The following is a 17,557-nucleotide window of genomic DNA, read 5'->3' as shown; positions in this document are numbered from 1 at the left end:
GATTCAGCTTTTTTTATTCATTTATTTTAATAATTTTCTTATCATCTCCAATCACATAATTGCAATTCTTGGGACGAATGTAAAATGATCGAGTATTCGAATTATTTGTTGATATAATGGATAATATTTGTTGATAAGAAAACTCCTCTGCTTCTAATACTATATGATTCTCAGTTAACGAATGTAGTTCAGAAGTAGGATTTAACCAATAAAAATCTTCCTCATTTACATCAACTTTGAGTTTATTATTTGATGGATTGATTGAAAATTTCAAGATTTCTAACAAATATTTAATCGAAATTCCTAAACGTAAAAGTTGATAATTCAACCTATTATTTTTATAGTATTTCGCCAAAAAAATCATCATTGCTTCAAAAAAATGTTTGTAATATTTTTTATCTCGCTTTGTACTTTCTCCTTTATAATGTAAAACGGTTATATCTCCTTTATAATAGTTTTTATAGCCCGCTAATTCAGCACTGAAAGACAAATCGATGTCTTCACCATACATAAAATAACGTGGATCAAACCCTCCTATTTGTTGGTAAATCTTTTTCGTAGTAAACATAAAAGCACCAACCAAAATTTCGCAAGGTGCCGTTTCAAACTCCTCCACTTCTAATTTGTAATAATTATTCTTTTGTGAATGATTAAATCGATTAAATAGTTTAGAAAAAGAGTTTTTTGCTGTGGGGATATTTCGTTTAGATTCTGGATGAAAATTACCATTTGTATCCATCAAACGAACACCTATAAATCCTACTTTTTCTTTCGATTGATGAAGTTCTATTAAAGGTTTAAACAAATTCTCTGGTAGAACAGTATCCGGATTAAGAATCAAAATATATTCACCCAAAGCCTTTTCAACAGCTATATTATTCGCTTTTGCAAAACCATGATTCTCTTTTTGAAGCAGAAACTTAACCTCTGGAAAAAGGTTTTGTAGAACTGTAAAATCTGTTTCTGATGAATTATTATCAATTACAATGATTTCGCCATCTATGTTTTGTAAAGCTTGTTGACACGAATCAAGGCAAAGCTCTAAATGTTTTGGTGCATTATAACTAACAATAATTATCGATACTTTCATTTAAAATTTATTTTCAGAATACGGTATTCGATGCTGAATAGATCGAACCAATGTAGCTTCATCTGCATATTCCAATTCATCACCAACACCAAGTCCTCTCGCAATAGCTGAAAAAATAATTTCAGTATTCTTTAATTGTCGGTACAAATAAAAAACAGTTGTGTCACCTTCCATTGTCGAACTTAAGGCAAAAATTATTTCTTTTACATTCTCATTCTGAACACGATCAACCAAGGTTTGAATATTTAATTGTCCTGGACCGATGCCTTCCATTGGAGAAATCTTTCCTCCTAAAACGTGATATTGTCCTTTAAATTGTCCTGTGTTTTCAATTGCCATGACATCACGCACATCTTCTACTACACAAATCGTTGTTTCGTCTCGTAAAGGATTATTGCATATATCACAAACCTCATCATCAGAAATCGTATGACAATGCTGACAATACTTCACATCATTCACCAGATGAGAAAGTGCTTCAGATAAAGCAGTTGTCTGAGATTTGGGACGATTTAACATATGTAAAACAAGTCGTAATGCAGTTCTCTTCCCTATTCCTGGCAAATTTGACATCTCTTCTACAGCTCGCTCTAAAACCTTGCTTGGGTAATTCATTCGTTCAAAAAAAATTATAGACGACAAATTTACAATATTATCTTCTTAAAATTAATCGGTCATCATTAACTCAAAAATATTAAATTTGGGCTTATTTACTAAATAAATTATGAACTCAACAATTTTACTACTTTGTGTTATCGTATACTTTGTAGGACTTTTAGTTATCTCTTACTATACCAGCCGAAATTCTGACAATCAATCTTTCTTTAACGGAAACAAGAAAAGTAAATGGTGGTTGGTAGCCTTCGGTATGATTGGAACAAGTCTTAGTGGTGTTACTTTTATTTCGGTTCCAGGTACGGTTGGTAAGCTAACTGGATCGGAATATATTTACGGAGGATTCGAATATTATATGATGGTCATCGGGTTTTTCCTTGGTTACTTTATCGTAGCCGGAGTTTTACTTCCGTTGTATTACCGAATGAATTTAACCTCAATTTACACCTATCTCGGGAAACGTTTCAATGTCGAAGCACACAAAATGGGATCTGTTTTCTTCATTATTTCAAGAGGGATTGGTGCTACTGCTCGCCTGTATTTAGTAGTAAATGTCTTACAAATCTTTTTGTTAGATAATCTTGGCATTCCGTTTTGGGCAACAACATTCGTCTTATTATTGATGATATTATTATACACCTTCGAAGGTGGTGTAAAAACAATTGTGGTTACAGATACCTTACAAACATCTTTCATGATTATTAGTTTGATTGCTTGTATTTGGTTCATCTTATCGCACCTTAATTTATCTGTTGGCGAAGCTTACGATATGATGCAAGCCAAGAACTACACCCATTTGATTAATCTTGACCCAAACTCGAAAACTTATTTCCTAAAAACAATATTGGGTGGTATGTTTATCACGATTGCAATGACTGGTTTGGACCAAGAAATGATGCAGAAAAATATTTCGGTTGACAATCTACACAACTCCAAAAAGAACATGTTAACCTTTGCAGGAACATTGTTAATTGTCAATTTAGCATTCCTTTTCTTAGGTGGATTACTGTATTTATATGCGATGAGCGAAGGTGGTTTTTACACCGCCGATGGTTTCTTTATGCAACAAGGTGGGCAAAATATTATGGGTGATGATATGTTCCCTGCACTTTCTCTTTTAGGAGAACATTTCCCTATGATTATTTCGATTATCTTTATTATCGGTTTAATCTCTGCCCTATTTCCTTCTGCCGATGGTGCATTAACAGCAGTAACAAGTTCTTATTGTGTCGATTTATTAAACATCAACGAGGACAAAGTAAAATCGGAAAAGGAAAAGAAAAAGATTCGTATTCGTGTTCACTTAGTTTTTACGGTTGTTTTTTTTATTTTAATCATGGTTTTTAAAGCGATCAACAACAAATCTATTGTATATCTTGTGATGGAAGTTGCTGGTTACACGTATGGGCCATTATTAGGTTTGTTCGCTTTCGGAATTTTAACCAAACGTAATATTTACAAAAAATACGCAATCATTACAGTAGCACTTTCAGCACCTGTCTTTACTTATATCATCAACGAATTAGTCATTAACTTTAGCGACTATCGAATTGGTGTTGAATTAATCATACTAAATGGTTTATTAACTTTTATTGGATTGTGGCTTGTTAGTTCTAATCGTCAAAAAGAAATCAATTAAAAAATGGAAAAGAAATTAAAATTAATCTGGGATTTTTATGGTCCCGACGCTATACCAACGGCAAAACATCACGCCATTCATCTAAAACAATACGCAGAAAAAGAAAAATTGCAAAGTACGTTTGCAGAATTTGTTGAAGTAGAACCCGAATATGCGGTTGCTTATTTGGTTGTCGTAGAATCGGAAATGATACAAGTTCGCGACGCCTTAATACCACATCGTGGCGAATGGCACGTAGAAGAATAATCACAAAAATGGAGAAGCAAAGGTTTCTCCATTTTTTGTATGATGAATAAAATTTATAACCTATAAAATCAGAAGCACAAAAGAGAGGCTTCTTGTTCATCAACTCTTGCGCAGGTTTTCATTAACTCTTGCGCAACTTAAGTTTTATTGGTGATTATTCCCCCTATTTGTAGCGATTTATGTCCTATCATTTTTTTGCCGATTAAAAAAGAATTATTTTTGTTCAAATTTTTATAAACAAACAATGACACTTCAAGAACTTCAAACACAAGTACAACAAACAAGGAGAGATATTTTGAGAATGGTACATGCCGTAAACAGTGGACACCCAGGTGGATCATTGGGTTGTGCAGAATATTTTGCTGCATTATACGGTAAAATCATGAGCTATTCGACAGATTTTTCTATGGACGGAAAAGGAGAAGATTTATTTTTCTTATCAAACGGACACATTTCACCAGTTTTCTACAGCACATTGGCTCGTACAGGGTTTTTCCCAGTAAGCGAATTGGCTACATTCAGAAAATTAGATTCACGTTTACAAGGTCACCCAACAACACACGAAGGTTTGCCAGGTATTCGTATTGCATCAGGGTCTTTGGGACAAGGATTATCTGTTGCATTGGGAGCTGCACAAGCAAAAAAATTAAACAACGACGACAAATTAGTTTATACCTTACACGGTGATGGTGAATTGCAAGAAGGGCAAGTTTGGGAAGCATTTATGTACGCTGCTGGTAAAAAAGTGGATAATGTAATTGCTACAATTGATTATAACGGTCGCCAGATAGATGGAGATACTGATGTTGTAATGCCTTTGGGTGATTTGAAAGCGAAATTAGAAGCTTTTGGATGGATTGTTTTGGAAGAAAAAGAGGGGAATAATTTAGAAAAAGTTATTGCTATTTTAGAAAAAGCAAAGACATTAACAGGTAATGGAAAACCAGTTTCTATCTTATTATATACAGAGATGGGGAACGGTGTTGATTACATGATGGGAAGTCATTCTTGGCATGGGAAAGCACCTAACGACGAGCAATTAGCTTCTGCATTAGAGCAAAATCCAGAAACTGAATTAAAAGATTACTAAAAACAATCTAACATCATCAAAATACCATGAAAAAAATAGTTTATTCTATACTTGCACTTTGTTCTTTGACTGCTTTTGGACAAGAGAAAACATTTTCTTTTGACAAAAAAATAACGTACAAAGTTAATTTACCTGAAGAGTACAAAGAGCTGGTCAGCATACAAAATGATAATTTTCAATTTGTGATGTATCTATCAAAAGAAGCTGTTTTAGGAACGGCAGAGAACACACAAAATTTCTTAAATTATTACAGTACAGGGAATACTTTTTTTAGGGAATCATTCTTAATAACTGATCATAAATATTTTGATGTTACTGCAAATACGCTTGAAAATAATCTTTCGATAAAACTTCCTTCATATTACGAGGGGATTGATGAAGAGGAAATAAAGCCTTATCAAGATCATTATTTTTCTAACATTACCAATGTTGTTAATCTAAATAAAACATCAACAATCAACGGATATACCTGTAATAATTACGAAGTAATCTCGAAAAAAGATGATTTCGAAACGACTACTTCTATCTGTGTTGATGAAAAAAACTCGATTGATAATATTAGTTTTCTGCTGTCTAAACAAAATATCAAAGGTTTGCTCGTTAATTTAACAACGAACGATGAAGCTACATTTGGTTTTACCGTTGATAAAATAGGAAAAGCGAATGCAAAATTAACTTTTGATCAAGCAAAAGAAATTGAGAAGTTCGCCGAAAAATTAGAAAAAAGTAAAACGTATTACGAAGATTTGTACGCTAATACAGTTGTAGATTCTACCTATACAGCATACAACACAGACAATCGTTACGAAGATCCTATAATTAACTTTTACACCTATCAAACATCTGAAAATGATAATGTTAATCAACTTTTTTCGACTATTGCAGGTTTAAACTACAATTTAGTTTATACAGATGCTGATTATGATGGCAATCCTGATTTGGAACGATCAACTGCACTTACAACAGCAGAGGGCTCTACGAATCAATTAATTAAGCAATTCAAAAAGAATAAATTAGCTAATAAAGGAGAAGTAAAAGAGTTAAACAACCTTTTCAAAACGTATTTTGAAGATGCAAAAAACTTTAAATTAACTGAGGTATCAACAGCTTATGATGAAGCTGCCGATGCGGTAGATTCTGCTTACGAAGCTGTAGATATTGCAGATTATTATGATCCTTACACTTCGACTTACAAAACGACTGATATTAGTGTAATTGATTTAGCAATCGACAATCCTAATGTACAGAGTTACTTGAAAATTGCACCAGCACATTGTAAAGATTTAAAAACTAAAATTCCGGCTTTCACAGACAAAGAATTAGGGAACTTGGTTTACAATTACGCTGGTCAAATATGTGATTTGTACATCTATCAAAGCGGAAGTGTTGGATTAACTGAAACAATTGATGCAATGAGAAAAAGTGTTTTAGAGATTACAAATAAATTCGATAAACTGAAAAAAGAAGACAAAGATAAGTTAACAACTTTCTTTAATTCTTTGGATTAATTATTTATCAAACTCATCGATCATGAAAAAATCAATCAGCTTTATTCTAATGTTTTTCACCAGTTTTACTTTTGCTCAAATGCAAACGTATACAGTTGAAAACGTCATACAATATCGCATCAAAAGTGATTTTTATTCAGATTTTTTAGATATTTTATCAACCAAAGATTACAAAGCGCATTTGATGATAACACGAACACCAATGGGAAATTTCGCTTCGTTAAAAGTAAACGAAAACATGTATTCTGTTTACAGCGAAGAAGAAAATCCAAAGGTTTTTAAAATAGATTTCGAAGGAACAAAAAATTTATTAGGAAATAAATTTCTTCTTACCAATCATCCAAGTTTAACTAATCAAGAGTTCGGAAACAACTATGTAGCGAACAAAACGGGTAAAAAAGAAACTATTCAAAATCAATTGTGCGAAGTTTATACTATTTTTAGAAAAGATAACGACAATGATAATGGAACTGAAATGTGTATTGATACAACATCTACTATCAACTCTGTTCCGTTTATCAATTCTGAATTAAATTTGAAAGGCTTGGTGTACCGAGTTGGACAGAATATTGTGTTAGAAAATGTAGAAACTTTAGAAAATTGGTTAAAAAATAATTCTGACGAAAACGAAACGATTTCACCAACTGATTTTATGTATCAATTTGATGAGAAAAAAGAAGTAGAAGAATACAAAAACGAATACAAAAAACAAAAACAATGATAGACTTAACATACACAGAAAAAAAAGATACACGTAGTGGATTTGGAGATGGATTAACAGAGTTAGGGAGAACTAACCCAAACGTTGTTGCATTATGTGCCGACTTGATTGGTTCATTAAAAATGGATCAATTTATCAAAGAAAATCCAGAGCGTTTTTTCCAAATTGGTATTGCAGAAGCAAACATGATGGGAATTGCAGCAGGATTAACAATTGGTGGTAAAATTCCTTTCACTGGAACATTTGCTGAGTTTTCTACAGCACGTGTGTACGACCAAATTCGTCAATCTATTGCTTACTCAAACAAAAATGTAAAAATTGCAGCATCACATGCTGGTTTAACATTAGGGGAAGATGGTGCAACTCACCAAACTTTAGAAGATATTGGTTTGATGAAAATGTTACCAGGAATGGTTGTGATTAATCCTTGTGATTACAATCAAACAAAAGCGGCTACACTTGCTGTTGCTGAATATGAAGGTCCTGTATACTTGCGTTTCGGACGTCCTGCGGTTCCAGTTTTCACACCAGCTGATCAAAAATTTGAAATTGGTAAAGGAATTTTAATGAACGAAGGTTCTGATGTAACAATCGTTGCTACTGGACATTTGGTTTGGGAATCTTTGGTTGCAGCTGCTGAATTAGAAAAAGAGGGAATCTCTTGTGAAGTAATCAATATTCATACTATTAAACCTTTGGATGAAGAAATAATCTTAAACTCTGTCAAAAAAACAGGTAAAATTGTTACAGCTGAAGAGCACAATATCTTAGGAGGTTTAGGAGAGTCTGTTGCACGAGTTTTAGCTCAAAAATTACCAACAAAACAAGCTTTTGTTGCAGTTAATGATACATTCGGTGAATCTGGAACACCTTCAGATTTGATGAAAAAATATGGTATTGATTCTACTGCAGTAATCGAAAAAGTAAAATCTTTACTTTAATACCTTTCAATAAAATAAAAAAAGGAGCTTATTAAAAGCTCCTTTTTTATTGTTTTAGATTATTTAGGTTGGTTATAAAAGCAAAAATAGCTTTTACTATATATTTATCTTGCAAAAATAAGTTATCTTGCTTATTCAAAAAATACTCATCAATCGGTATTGTGGATAAACAATAAATCTAATTTTATGAATAAATCTGATCAAAAATCTTTAATAGAATATACTACAATCGTCAAACAACTTTGGAGTGAAAATACTGATTGTAGAAATAAAGAAGAAAAGGAAGATCGTTTTAAATCGATTGAAGAATCATTACAAGCATTCGCAAGTTTATCTATTGGTGAATATTTTATGTATGTAATCAATCCTAATTCGGCTGTTTTCGAGTATGTTTCTCCACAAGCTGAATCTATTTTAGGTTATCATCCGACTGAATATACCGCAGAACTTTGTGTGAAAATTGTTCATCCTGATGATTTAGAATACGTCATTGATATCCAACAAAAAATTGCAAATTTTAACACAGAAATTACACCAGAAGAAAGAGTCAATTATAAATTTATGTATAACTTTCGTGTGATAGATAAAAAAGGAATTATTCATCAAATACATCTTCAACATTTTTTTTATGAATTGAGCGAAAATCTATTACCTAATCGTGTTTTTTGCTTAGCAAATGATATTACACAAATAAAAGTTGGTGGAATTCCAACTATGCAAATTTATAACATCGAAAATGGTTTAAGTAACTTGCTTCATCCGAAAACAGATTCTTCATTATTGTTAACGAAAAAAGAAAAAGAAATTGTAGAATATTTGTTCAGAGGTTATACAAGCCAAGATATTGCTGATGCTATTGGTTTGAGTAAACATACAATAGATACGCATCGAAGAAATATTTTGAAGAAAAACCATTGTTCAAATACATCTGAATTGTTTAGTCTTTACTTTAAAAAGTAAAAAAGCAAGCCGATAAGCCGGGTTCTGTCATCTTAATGATTTAAAATGCTTTGTCATTTATCTAGTGTTTCAGTTGCCTGAAACATCAATCTGCCTACCCCCCAGCAACGAACGAGTAGCTCTTAACTACTGGTATACATGGCATTGCTCCGCATAGAGTTTACCTGGTTTCACTACAGCCGAACTGTACATACTTTCTGTTGCACTTGTCCTCGCCTCTCGACGGACGGGCGTTACCCGCTATGCTTACTCTTTGGAGCCCGGACTTTCCTCTTCACGTACATGAAGCGACAAAGTGGCTTGCTGAGCACAAATGTACGGCAAAAGTTACCGAAATAAAAAAGGCTTAAACAAAAATGTTTAAGCCTTTCTTTTATAGAAACTTAGAAATTATTCTGATTTTTCTTCTTTCGTTTTTCCTTTTACAGAAATTTTAACACCATCTTTTGCTTCATTCAAGTCAAGGATTAATTGATCACCTTCACTTATTACCGCATTGATAATCTCCTCTGCCATCGGATCTTCAATATATTTCTGAATAGCACGTTTCAATGGACGAGCACCGTAATCTTTATCAAAACCTTTGTCAGCAATAAAATTTTTCGCTTCTTCAGTTAATTCGATATGATAATCTAATGCTGTCAGACGCTCAATTAAACTTGCTAACTCAATATCAATAATCTTCATGATATTTTCTTTTGTTAATGAATTAAAGAAAATAATATCATCAATACGATTTAAGAATTCTGGAGCAAAAGCACGTTTTAATGCTGTTTCAATTGTTGATTTTGCACGTTCATCTGCAGAATCTTTCTTCGATGAAGTTCCAAATCCAACGCCATCACCAAAATCTTTTAATTGTCTTGTACCAATATTAGATGTTAAAATGATAATCGTATTACGGAAATCAACTTTACGACCTAAACTATCTGTTACATGACCATCATCCAAAATTTGTAACAAGATATTGAATACATCTGGATGCGCTTTCTCAATCTCATCTAACAAAATTACCGCATATGGTTTACGACGAACTGCTTCTGTCAATTGTCCACCTTCTTCGTAACCAACGTAGCCCGGAGGTGCTCCAACTAAGCGAGAAACGGCAAATTTCTCCATGTATTCTGACATATCGATACGAATTAACGCATCATTCGAATCAAAGATTTCTTTCGCCAAAACTTTCGCTAATTGTGTTTTACCAACACCCGTAGTTCCTAAAAAAATGAATGAACCAATTGGTTTGTTCGGATCTTTCAATCCTGCACGATTACGTTGAATTGCTTTTACAACTTTCGTTACCGCTTCATCTTGACCAATTACTTTTCCTTTCATTAACTCATTCATCTGAGCCAATTTTTTCAATTCTTTTTCAGCTACACGATGTACAGGAACGCCAGACATCAACGAAACAACTTCCGCTACATTTTCTTCTGTAACTGTTTCACGATTCTCTTTCGATTCTTGTACCCATTTTGCTTGCTCACGTTTCAAATCACTTTCTATTTGTTTCTCTGAATCACGTAAACGAGCAGCTTCTTCGTATTTTTGAGATTTTACAACTTTCGTTTTCTCTTCGCGAACTTCTTCTAATTTTGCTTCAAGATCTAAAATTTCTTGAGGAACTTTTATATTCTTGATATGCACGCGAGAACCCGCTTCATCTAAAGCATCAATCGCTTTATCTGGCAAGAAACGATCTGTAATATAACGTGTTGTCAAATTTACACAAGCTTGCAACGCTTCATCTGTATAATTTACATTATGATGCGCTTCATACTTATCTTTGATATTATGTAAAATCTGTAATGTTTCTTCTGGAGTTGTTGGTTCAACCATCACATTTTGAAAACGACGAACTAATGCACCATCTTTTTCAATATATTGACGATATTCGTCCAACGTTGTTGCTCCAATACATTGTAATTCACCACGCGCCAAAGCAGGTTTGAACATGTTAGAAGCGTCTAAAGAACCCGTAGCTCCTCCTGCTCCAACAATTGTATGTAACTCATCAATGAAAAGAATAATATCATCATTTTTCTCTAATTCATTCATGATGGCTTTCATCCTTTCTTCAAATTGCCCACGGTATTTAGTTCCAGCAACTAACGAAGCTAAATCTAATGTAACTACACGTTTGTTGAACAAAACGCGCGAAACTTTACGTTGTACAATTCGTAAGGCTAAACCTTCTGCGATTGCAGATTTACCAACACCTGGTTCTCCAATTAACAATGGATTATTCTTTTTGCGACGAGAAAGAATTTGAGAAACACGTTCTATTTCTTTTTCACGCCCAACAACAGGATCCAATTTTCCTTCTTGTGCTATCGCTGTTAAATCTCGTCCGAAATTATCTAAAACAGGTGTTTTACTTTTCGAAGTTGATTTACTTGTAGACGCACGTTCAAAATCGCTATCAGAATCCCCTCCATCAAAAGATGGATTTTCTGCACGAGGAGATTGAATTTCCTCATCTTGAAATTGAAATTTGAATTCTTCCTTTACTGTATTGTAATCAATATCTAACCTATTCATTAACTTGGTAATCGGATCGTTTTCATTACGAAGGATACACAATAATAAGTGAATTGTATTTACAGTCGGACTTTTAAACAATTTTGCTTCTAAGAATGTGGTTTTCAACGCTCTTTCGGCTTGTTTTGTCAAACTCAAATTTTTTATATTATTAACCGGAGTTTCTTTAGCTGGGTTTAGGTTTTCTATTTTTTGACGCATTTCGTCTAAATCAACATTTAATGCTTCTAAGACAGAAATGGCTTTCCCTTCACCGTCGCGAATAATCCCCAACAGAAGGTGTTCCGTTCCTATTTGGTCGTGGCCTAATCTCAACGCTTCTTCCTTACTGTAAGAAATAACGTCTTTTACTTGTTGTGAGAAATTATCGTTCATTTTATTATTTAAGCTGTCTTTAACAAATATAATTATTCTGGTAGACTATAGCATAAATTATGCCTATGTCCGAAATGATTTGATGAATCCCTAAAATAGGGAATTATTGTCTATTAATTTCAAAATAGCTGACAATATTTCATATCAATTCTTAATGAATTCATAAAAATTTGAGAAATAGAGGTCGTCGCTAAGAAATCGTATAAATCGCCTTTATTCATCTTTAATTGATCATGTAAATCAATTATTTCTTCTGAAGAAAGTGTAGAATTTGATTGTATAATTTGATCAATTTCATTTCTTCTTTCAGGACTGTATAAAGTAGACGAACACCATGTTACAATTTTTTCTTGTGAAACGTCTTTTACACTCAATTCATTTTCATTCCAAAACAAAAGGTAAGCATTTTTAGTTGTTCTTTCAAAAACAAAAATGGTAAAAGGTGCGATTTCTGACAAATTTTCCGAATTAACAAACTCTTTTACAGTATTATACTTCAACAAATCTAATAAAATAATTCCTCTACTTTCTCTGTATTGCTCTTTAAAATGTAATGGTTTTTCGATTCCACCATTCAAAATACAAGCAACATATTGCTCCGAATAGAACATCCAAGTACCTTTTGCTCGTTCATCAACAGGCGAAAAATAGGTTTTTCCGAAACGTATTTGTTCTACAATTTCATTTGAAGAAGATCGACTAATTTCTTCGTCTCGGTTGTGGGTCAACACAAATTCATCATCATTTCTATAAAAACTGACTATACACATCTCATTTTTCAATTTAGTTCAAATGTAAAAATTTATCTTTGCAAAGAATTATGAGTATTCAGAAAACTATATCGCATTCTTTTGATGAAATGAAATCAATTCTTTTGCAATTTGACGATACGTCTTTTCAACAAGAATTAAAAATTATTTCAAACGCTTCTGTTGGTCAACATTTTCGTCATATTATTGAGTTTTACTCTTGTTTGCTACAAGCTCAGGAAAATCGTTGTATTTCTTATGATGATCGACAACGTAATCATTCGTTAGAAAATTCTGTTGTTGAAAGTTTGACGACTTTAAATCATTTAAAAACTAAAATTGAAGCTTTAGATTTAGACATAACTATTCAACTCAAACAGAATTATTATGGTGAACATTTTATGATTAATACCACAAATTATCGTGAAATAATGTATTGTTTTGATCATAGTATTCATCATTTTGCATTGATTAAAATCGCCATTGAAACTCATTTTCCCACATTTAAAATTCCACAAAATTTTGGAATTGCTTCTTCAACAATTGCTTTTCAAAATCAAGAAAAATGAAACCAAATATTGCGAAATGGACACAATACGAATTTTGGCCATTCTGGCTATTCTATGGACCATTAACACCTTGGTATATTTATAAAATTTTTCAGGCAGGTGCACCAGCTTACTTTTGTTCCGTAAATCCAAAAATGAAATGGGGCGGATTTATCGATTATTCGAAAATAGATTTATTGAATCAAATTGAAGAAGATTACAAACCAAAAACTGTTTTTTTTGAGGAATTTACAACACAAAAACTTCCGTTTAATTTTCCTTTTATTGCCAAACCAAATCTTGGTGAACGTGGAATTGGAGTAGAATTAATTCGAAATATTTTTGACTGGAATCATTATTTAAAACAAAATAATCGTGATTTAATTTTACAAGAATATATTCAATCAAATTTTGAATTTGGTGTATTTTACGTTCGATTACCAAAAGAAAAAAATGGTAAAATACTTTCGATTACAGCAAAAGATTTTTTAACATTTACAGGCGATGGAAAGTCGACGTTAAAAGAATTAATCGATCAAAATTTAAGAGCATTTTACCGAAAAGATTATTTAACTAAACGCTATCAAAACGAGTTAAATTCTATTCTTGCAAAAGGTGAACAATTATTAGTAGAGCCTATTGGTAATCATAGTCGTGGAACTACATTTTTGGATGGATCATATTTAAAAACGATAAAATTAGAAGAAACCATTGATCAAATCGCTCAAAAAATTGATGGATTTTATTATGGGCGAATTGATTTGAAAGCAAAAAGTTTAGAAGATTTTCAAAACGGAAATTTTGTCATACTCGAAGTTAATGGAGCTAATTCGGAAGCAACACACATCTACGATCCTTCATTCAACCTCATAAAAGCTTATAAAGAAGTGATTAAGCATTTAGATTATCAACATAACATTGCTATACAAAATCATCAATTAGGTGTAAAATGGACGGATTGGAAATTGCTTGCAAAAGAATTAATCAAACGATTTTAATCATAATTTAACCAATTTTGGCAGTATTTCTCGAAAGGAATAAAGATTGAAAGCAACATCCGAAACCATTTATATGAGGTATCCCTTTCCAAAGAAAACAATTATAATCCCGTTATTATTACTTATCCCCATGTGGATTATCTTTCTATTTCAACAAAATGGATACAGCTTTGATGGTTGTTATGGTGTTATTCCTCGAACTTTTGTAGGCTTGAAAGGTATTTTATTTTCACCATTTTTCCATTCGGGATGGAAACACATTATTAGCAATACTTTTCCATTGGCATTTCTAAGCTTTATCGCCTTGTTAATGTATGATAGATTGGCCTATTACGTTATTTTCTTTGGTTGGATTTTATCAGGAACAATCTTATGGATTATTGGAAATCCCTCATTTTTAGATGATAACGTAAGTTGTCATATTGGTGCAAGTTCTATTGTTTATTTATTGGCTTCGTTTATCTTTTTTAGTGGTATTATCCGAAAAGAACGTGGTTTGATGGCAATATCATTAATTATTATTTTATTATATGGTGGAATGATTTGGGGGATGGTTCCGCAAGAAATTTTACCTCAACTAAAAACAGATACAAGTAGTAATTCTATCTCATGGGAAGGTCATTTGAGCGGATTTATTTCAGGTGCGTTTTTCGCCTATTTATTTCGAAAAATTGGTCCACAAAAAGAATTTCCGAAATGGGATCAAGAAAATTATTATGACCCACAAGCCGAGCATTTATGGGAAGTTTACCAAGAACAAGAACGTTTGAGAGCAGAATATTTAGAATCTTTGAATGAAGAAGATGAAAATCCAAATTATTACATAAAACAAAACCCTGAAAATTAATTTTCAGGGTTTTTATCTTGTAATCAATCTCTTTTTAGAAAGGCATTCCAGGAATGTTTGGTAAGTTTTCTTGAGCAGTTTTCTTCGCTCTATCGATTGCTTCTGTTTTTACTTGCTCTAACGCTTTGTTTAACGTCATTACTAATAAATCCTCAATCTCTTCTTTCTCCATTCCTTCAGCAAGTTCAATATCTTTTACTGTTGCCAATTTAGACATGGTAATTTTTACTTTTCCGTCGTTAGAAGTAGTTGTAAAAATTTCTCCGTCTAATTCATTCTTTAAATCAGAAAATTTATCTTTAAATGAATTGATTTTTCCCATCATTCCCATGATGTCTCCAAAATTTCCAAACATTTTTTTTATCTTTAATAATTAATTATTCATGTAATTTTTTCCACAATAAATCTTTCAATTCTGTAATTCCTTTTCCAGAAACTGACGAAATAAATATTGTTTCGATATCAGTTGGTAATTGTGCTCTAATTTCAGCTTCCAATTCATCATCTAACATATCTGATTTAGAGATAGCTAAAACACGTCCTTTATCTAATAATTCTGGATTAAATTTTTTCAATTCATTCAACAGAATTTCATATTCTTTTTTATAATCTTCTGCATCCGCAGGAATCAAAAACAAGAGATTCGAATTACGCTCGATATGACGTAAGAAGCGATGTCCAAGTCCCTTTCCTTCTGCTGCTCCTTCGATAATCCCAGGAATATCTGCCATAATAAATGACTGGTGATTACGATAATCAACAATCCCTAAGTTAGGTGTTAAAGTTGTAAATGCGTAATCTGCAATTTTAGGTTTTGCAGCCGAGACAGCCGATAACAAAGTCGATTTACCAGCATTTGGAAAACCTACTAATCCAATATCAGCTAAAATTTTCAACTCCAATGTAACATAAAGTTCATCTCCTTCTATACCTGGTTGTGCATAACGAGGTGTTTGACGTGTTGCAGAACGGAAATGCCAGTTTCCTAAACCTCCTTTTCCTCCTTTTGCAATAATTAATTTTTGTCCATTTTCTGTTACTTCGCCAATAATATTTCCTTCTTCATCTCTGGCAATTGTTCCAATCGGAACTTCCAAAATAATATCTTCACCATCAGCACCAGTTGAACGAGATTTACCTCCTCGACCACCATTTTGCGCACGGAAATGTTTTTTAAATCGAAATTCTAACAATGTCCAAAGATTTGAGTTTCCTACAAGTGTGATGTTTCCTCCACGTCCACCATCTCCACCATCTGGTCCTCCTTTGTCAATATATTTTTCGCGATGCAAACTTGCTGAACCCGCACCTCCATGTCCGGCTCTACAATTTATTTTTACGTAGTCAACAAAATTTGATTGCATATTTTCTCTCTTTTAATTAGTCTGCAAAAGTACGATTTCTAATTTGTTTATTAAAATCTAATTGTTAAGTTTCAAAATATTGTAAAACTGATGAATAGTTGAGTTGAATATTTATCGGATATGTTTAATTTTGCAGCATGTACAAACAAGTCAAGCAAATTCTATTTCAATTACAGCCTGAAGATGCGCATCATTTTGTTATGCGTAACCTAAAAAATTATGTTGCATTTCCTGGTGTTGGAAAACTATTAGATAAATTTTATCAATTCAATCATCCAAGTTTAGAACGTGAAGTTTTTGGAATCAAGTTCAAAAATCCAATTGGTTTAGCTGCAGGTTTTGATAAAAATGCTGAATACATCGAAGAATTGAACCACTTCGGATTTGGTTTTATCGAAATTGGGACCGTTACACCAAAACCTCAACCCGGAAACGAAGCTCCTCGAATGTTTCGTTTAGTTGAAGATGAAGCAATTATTAATCGAATGGGATTTAATAATAAAGGTGTTGACTATGCTGTTAAAAAAATAAAAGAATTACCTCATCGCGAGCGTTATATCATTGGTGGAAATATTGGTAAAAATAAAGTCACTCCAAACGAAGATGCGGTTGATGATTATGTGAAATGCTTCAATGCTTTGTTTGATTATGTTGATTACTTTGTCGTGAACGTAAGTTCGCCAAACACACCAGGATTACGGGATTTACAAGAAAAAGAACCCTTATTGTACATCTTAAAATATTTGCAACAATACAATCACCAACACGAAATACCAAAGCCTATTTTACTTAAAATCGCTCCTGATTTGACCAATTCTCAATTAGACGATATTATTGAAATCGTGTTAGAATCTAAAATTGCTGGAGTTATAGCTACTAATACAACCATTTCAAGAGAAGGATTAAATTCTGATCCAGAGATTGTAAAAGAAACAGGCGGCGTTTCAGGAAAACCACTTAAAAAGCGTTCGACAGAAGTCATTCGTTATCTTTCAGAAAAATCGAACAAAGCCTTTCCTATTATTGGTGTTGGCGGTATTCATACAGCCGAAGATGCAAAAGAAAAGTTGGAAGCTGGTGCAAGTTTATTACAGGTTTACACAGGTTTTATTTACGAAGGTCCTGCTGTTGTAAAGAATATTTGCAAAGGATTGGTTGAAGATAAATAACTCGTACAAAGTTTGACTAAATAAATTAAACTTGATAATAAAAAAAGGATTCTCAATTAGACTGCACCCAAAAGTTTGTACAGATTAAAAATTAATAATTATAAAAATGAGTTCGATATTGTATCGGGCTCATTTTATTTAAGTTCGATTTTATTC

17 protein-coding genes and 1 other RNA gene are annotated in these 17,557 nt (G+C 32.6%); 11 read left to right on the top strand and 7 right to left on the bottom strand.

What is annotated here, in order from left to right:
* Positions 1-13 precede the first annotated feature (13 nt).
* Both HX088_RS02520 and recR read right to left on the bottom strand, forming a co-directional pair.
* Positions 14-1,090, bottom strand: coding sequence for a glycosyltransferase family 2 protein (locus HX088_RS02520; protein ID WP_284583291.1), 1,077 nt, complete (start codon positions 1,088-1,090; stop codon positions 14-16).
* On the bottom strand, positions 1,091-1,705 hold the full coding sequence (gene recR / locus HX088_RS02515; protein WP_171623245.1) for a recombination mediator RecR: 615 nt from the start codon (positions 1,703-1,705) through the stop codon (positions 1,091-1,093).
* Positions 1,706-1,814: 109 nt separating this feature from the next.
* Here recR and HX088_RS02510 point away from each other — a divergent pair, with 109 nt between their 5' ends.
* The 7 genes from HX088_RS02510 (at position 1,815) to HX088_RS02480 (ending at position 8,810) form a co-directional block, all read left to right on the top strand.
* Positions 1,815-3,344, top strand: a complete 1,530-nt coding sequence (locus HX088_RS02510) for a sodium:solute symporter (RefSeq protein WP_260542201.1) — start codon at positions 1,815-1,817, stop codon at positions 3,342-3,344.
* A 3-nt stretch (positions 3,345-3,347) separates the two neighbouring features.
* Positions 3,348-3,590, top strand: coding sequence for a hypothetical protein (locus HX088_RS02505; RefSeq protein ID WP_225539772.1), 243 nt, complete (start codon positions 3,348-3,350; stop codon positions 3,588-3,590).
* A 244-nt stretch (positions 3,591-3,834) separates the two neighbouring features.
* The gene (locus tag HX088_RS02500) at positions 3,835-4,680 is read left to right on the top strand and encodes a transketolase (protein ID WP_171623241.1); all 846 of its coding nucleotides are present in this window, start codon (positions 3,835-3,837) and stop codon (positions 4,678-4,680) included.
* Between the two features lie 26 nt (positions 4,681-4,706).
* On the top strand, positions 4,707-6,188 hold the full coding sequence (locus HX088_RS02495) for a hypothetical protein (protein WP_225539771.1): 1,482 nt from the start codon (positions 4,707-4,709) through the stop codon (positions 6,186-6,188).
* A 22-nt stretch (positions 6,189-6,210) separates the two neighbouring features.
* A complete protein-coding gene (locus tag HX088_RS02490; RefSeq protein WP_286483247.1) occupies positions 6,211-6,909 on the top strand; it encodes a hypothetical protein in 699 nt (232 codons plus the stop codon).
* Positions 6,909-7,850 carry a transketolase family protein gene (locus HX088_RS02485; RefSeq protein ID WP_188320221.1) on the top strand — a complete coding sequence of 314 codons (942 nt, stop codon included), beginning with the start codon at positions 6,909-6,911 and terminating at the stop codon, positions 7,848-7,850. Before HX088_RS02490 ends, HX088_RS02485 begins: the two co-directional genes overlap by 1 nt.
* Positions 7,851-8,036: 186 nt before the next feature.
* Positions 8,037-8,810: a LuxR C-terminal-related transcriptional regulator gene (locus HX088_RS02480; protein ID WP_171623238.1), complete on the top strand. Its 774-nt coding sequence runs from the start codon at positions 8,037-8,039 to the stop codon at positions 8,808-8,810.
* Here HX088_RS02480 and rnpB read toward each other — a convergent pair.
* From rnpB to HX088_RS02465, 3 genes are all read right to left on the bottom strand, one after another.
* Positions 8,808-9,117, bottom strand: an RNA gene (gene rnpB, locus HX088_RS02475) — RNase P RNA component class A. The two genes, HX088_RS02480 and rnpB, sit on opposite strands and share 3 nt — an antisense overlap.
* Before the next feature lie 83 nt (positions 9,118-9,200).
* On the bottom strand, positions 9,201-11,726 hold the full coding sequence (locus HX088_RS02470; protein ID WP_286483246.1) for an ATP-dependent Clp protease ATP-binding subunit: 2,526 nt from the start codon (positions 11,724-11,726) through the stop codon (positions 9,201-9,203).
* Between the two features lie 119 nt (positions 11,727-11,845).
* Positions 11,846-12,496: an NRDE family protein gene (locus HX088_RS02465; protein WP_286483245.1), complete on the bottom strand. Its 651-nt coding sequence runs from the start codon at positions 12,494-12,496 to the stop codon at positions 11,846-11,848.
* Between the two features lie 50 nt (positions 12,497-12,546).
* Here HX088_RS02465 and HX088_RS02460 point away from each other — a divergent pair, with 50 nt between their 5' ends.
* From HX088_RS02460 to HX088_RS02450, 3 genes are all read left to right on the top strand, one after another.
* Entirely contained in the window at positions 12,547-13,044 is a 498-nt protein-coding gene (locus HX088_RS02460; RefSeq protein WP_171623235.1) for a hypothetical protein, read from the top strand.
* Positions 13,041-14,021 (top strand): ATP-grasp domain-containing protein, encoded by a 981-nt coding sequence (locus tag HX088_RS02455; protein ID WP_260542185.1) that lies wholly within the window; start codon positions 13,041-13,043, stop codon positions 14,019-14,021. The genes HX088_RS02460 and HX088_RS02455 overlap by 4 nt, the downstream gene beginning before the upstream one ends.
* A 73-nt stretch (positions 14,022-14,094) precedes the next feature.
* A complete protein-coding gene (locus HX088_RS02450; RefSeq protein ID WP_286483244.1) occupies positions 14,095-14,868 on the top strand; it encodes a rhomboid family intramembrane serine protease in 774 nt (257 codons plus the stop codon).
* 34 nt (positions 14,869-14,902) lie between these two features.
* On the opposite strand, the gene HX088_RS02445 is transcribed toward HX088_RS02450, so the two are convergent.
* Positions 14,903-15,223, bottom strand: a complete 321-nt coding sequence (locus tag HX088_RS02445; RefSeq protein WP_038333099.1) for a YbaB/EbfC family nucleoid-associated protein — start codon at positions 15,221-15,223, stop codon at positions 14,903-14,905.
* Positions 15,224-15,245: 22 nt separating this feature from the next.
* Complete coding sequence (gene obgE, locus HX088_RS02440; protein ID WP_171623232.1) at positions 15,246-16,232, bottom strand: GTPase ObgE; 987 nt, start codon at positions 16,230-16,232, stop codon at positions 15,246-15,248.
* A 137-nt stretch (positions 16,233-16,369) separates the two neighbouring features.
* On the opposite strand from obgE, the gene HX088_RS02435 reads away from it, so the two are divergent.
* Positions 16,370-17,401: a quinone-dependent dihydroorotate dehydrogenase gene (locus tag HX088_RS02435; RefSeq protein WP_171623231.1), complete on the top strand. Its 1,032-nt coding sequence runs from the start codon at positions 16,370-16,372 to the stop codon at positions 17,399-17,401.
* The last annotated feature ends 156 nt before the right edge of the window (positions 17,402-17,557 follow it).

Source organism: Empedobacter sp. 225-1 (assembly GCF_030328185.1).
Lineage (GTDB): Bacteria > Bacteroidota > Bacteroidia > Flavobacteriales > Weeksellaceae > Empedobacter > Empedobacter stercoris.
The sequence above is the reverse complement of the archived record's forward strand: the minus strand, read 5'-3'. Positions and strand labels throughout refer to the sequence as shown.

Bases quoted from the DNA above. Each gene is read 5' to 3' on its own strand.
- HX088_RS02520 (WP_284583291.1), bottom strand. From the start codon at position 1,090: ATGAAAGTATCGATAATTATTGTTAGTTATAATGCACCAAAACATTTA.
- recR (WP_171623245.1), bottom strand. From the start codon at position 1,705: ATGAATTACCCAAGCAAGGTTTTAGAGCGAGCTGTAGAAGAGATGTCA.
- HX088_RS02510 (WP_260542201.1), top strand. From the start codon at position 1,815: ATGAACTCAACAATTTTACTACTTTGTGTTATCGTATACTTTGTAGGA.
- HX088_RS02505 (WP_225539772.1), top strand. From the start codon at position 3,348: ATGGAAAAGAAATTAAAATTAATCTGGGATTTTTATGGTCCCGACGCT.
- HX088_RS02500 (WP_171623241.1), top strand. From the start codon at position 3,835: ATGACACTTCAAGAACTTCAAACACAAGTACAACAAACAAGGAGAGAT.
- HX088_RS02495 (WP_225539771.1), top strand. From the start codon at position 4,707: ATGAAAAAAATAGTTTATTCTATACTTGCACTTTGTTCTTTGACTGCT.
- HX088_RS02490 (WP_286483247.1), top strand. From the start codon at position 6,211: ATGAAAAAATCAATCAGCTTTATTCTAATGTTTTTCACCAGTTTTACT.
- HX088_RS02480 (WP_171623238.1), top strand. From the start codon at position 8,037: ATGAATAAATCTGATCAAAAATCTTTAATAGAATATACTACAATCGTC.
- HX088_RS02470 (WP_286483246.1), bottom strand. From the start codon at position 11,726: ATGAACGATAATTTCTCACAACAAGTAAAAGACGTTATTTCTTACAGT.
- HX088_RS02465 (WP_286483245.1), bottom strand. From the start codon at position 12,496: ATGTGTATAGTCAGTTTTTATAGAAATGATGATGAATTTGTGTTGACC.
- HX088_RS02460 (WP_171623235.1), top strand. From the start codon at position 12,547: ATGAGTATTCAGAAAACTATATCGCATTCTTTTGATGAAATGAAATCA.
- HX088_RS02455 (WP_260542185.1), top strand. From the start codon at position 13,041: ATGAAACCAAATATTGCGAAATGGACACAATACGAATTTTGGCCATTC.
- HX088_RS02450 (WP_286483244.1), top strand. From the start codon at position 14,095: ATGAGGTATCCCTTTCCAAAGAAAACAATTATAATCCCGTTATTATTA.
- HX088_RS02445 (WP_038333099.1), bottom strand. From the start codon at position 15,223: ATGTTTGGAAATTTTGGAGACATCATGGGAATGATGGGAAAAATCAAT.
- obgE (WP_171623232.1), bottom strand. From the start codon at position 16,232: ATGCAATCAAATTTTGTTGACTACGTAAAAATAAATTGTAGAGCCGGA.
- HX088_RS02435 (WP_171623231.1), top strand. From the start codon at position 16,370: ATGTACAAACAAGTCAAGCAAATTCTATTTCAATTACAGCCTGAAGAT.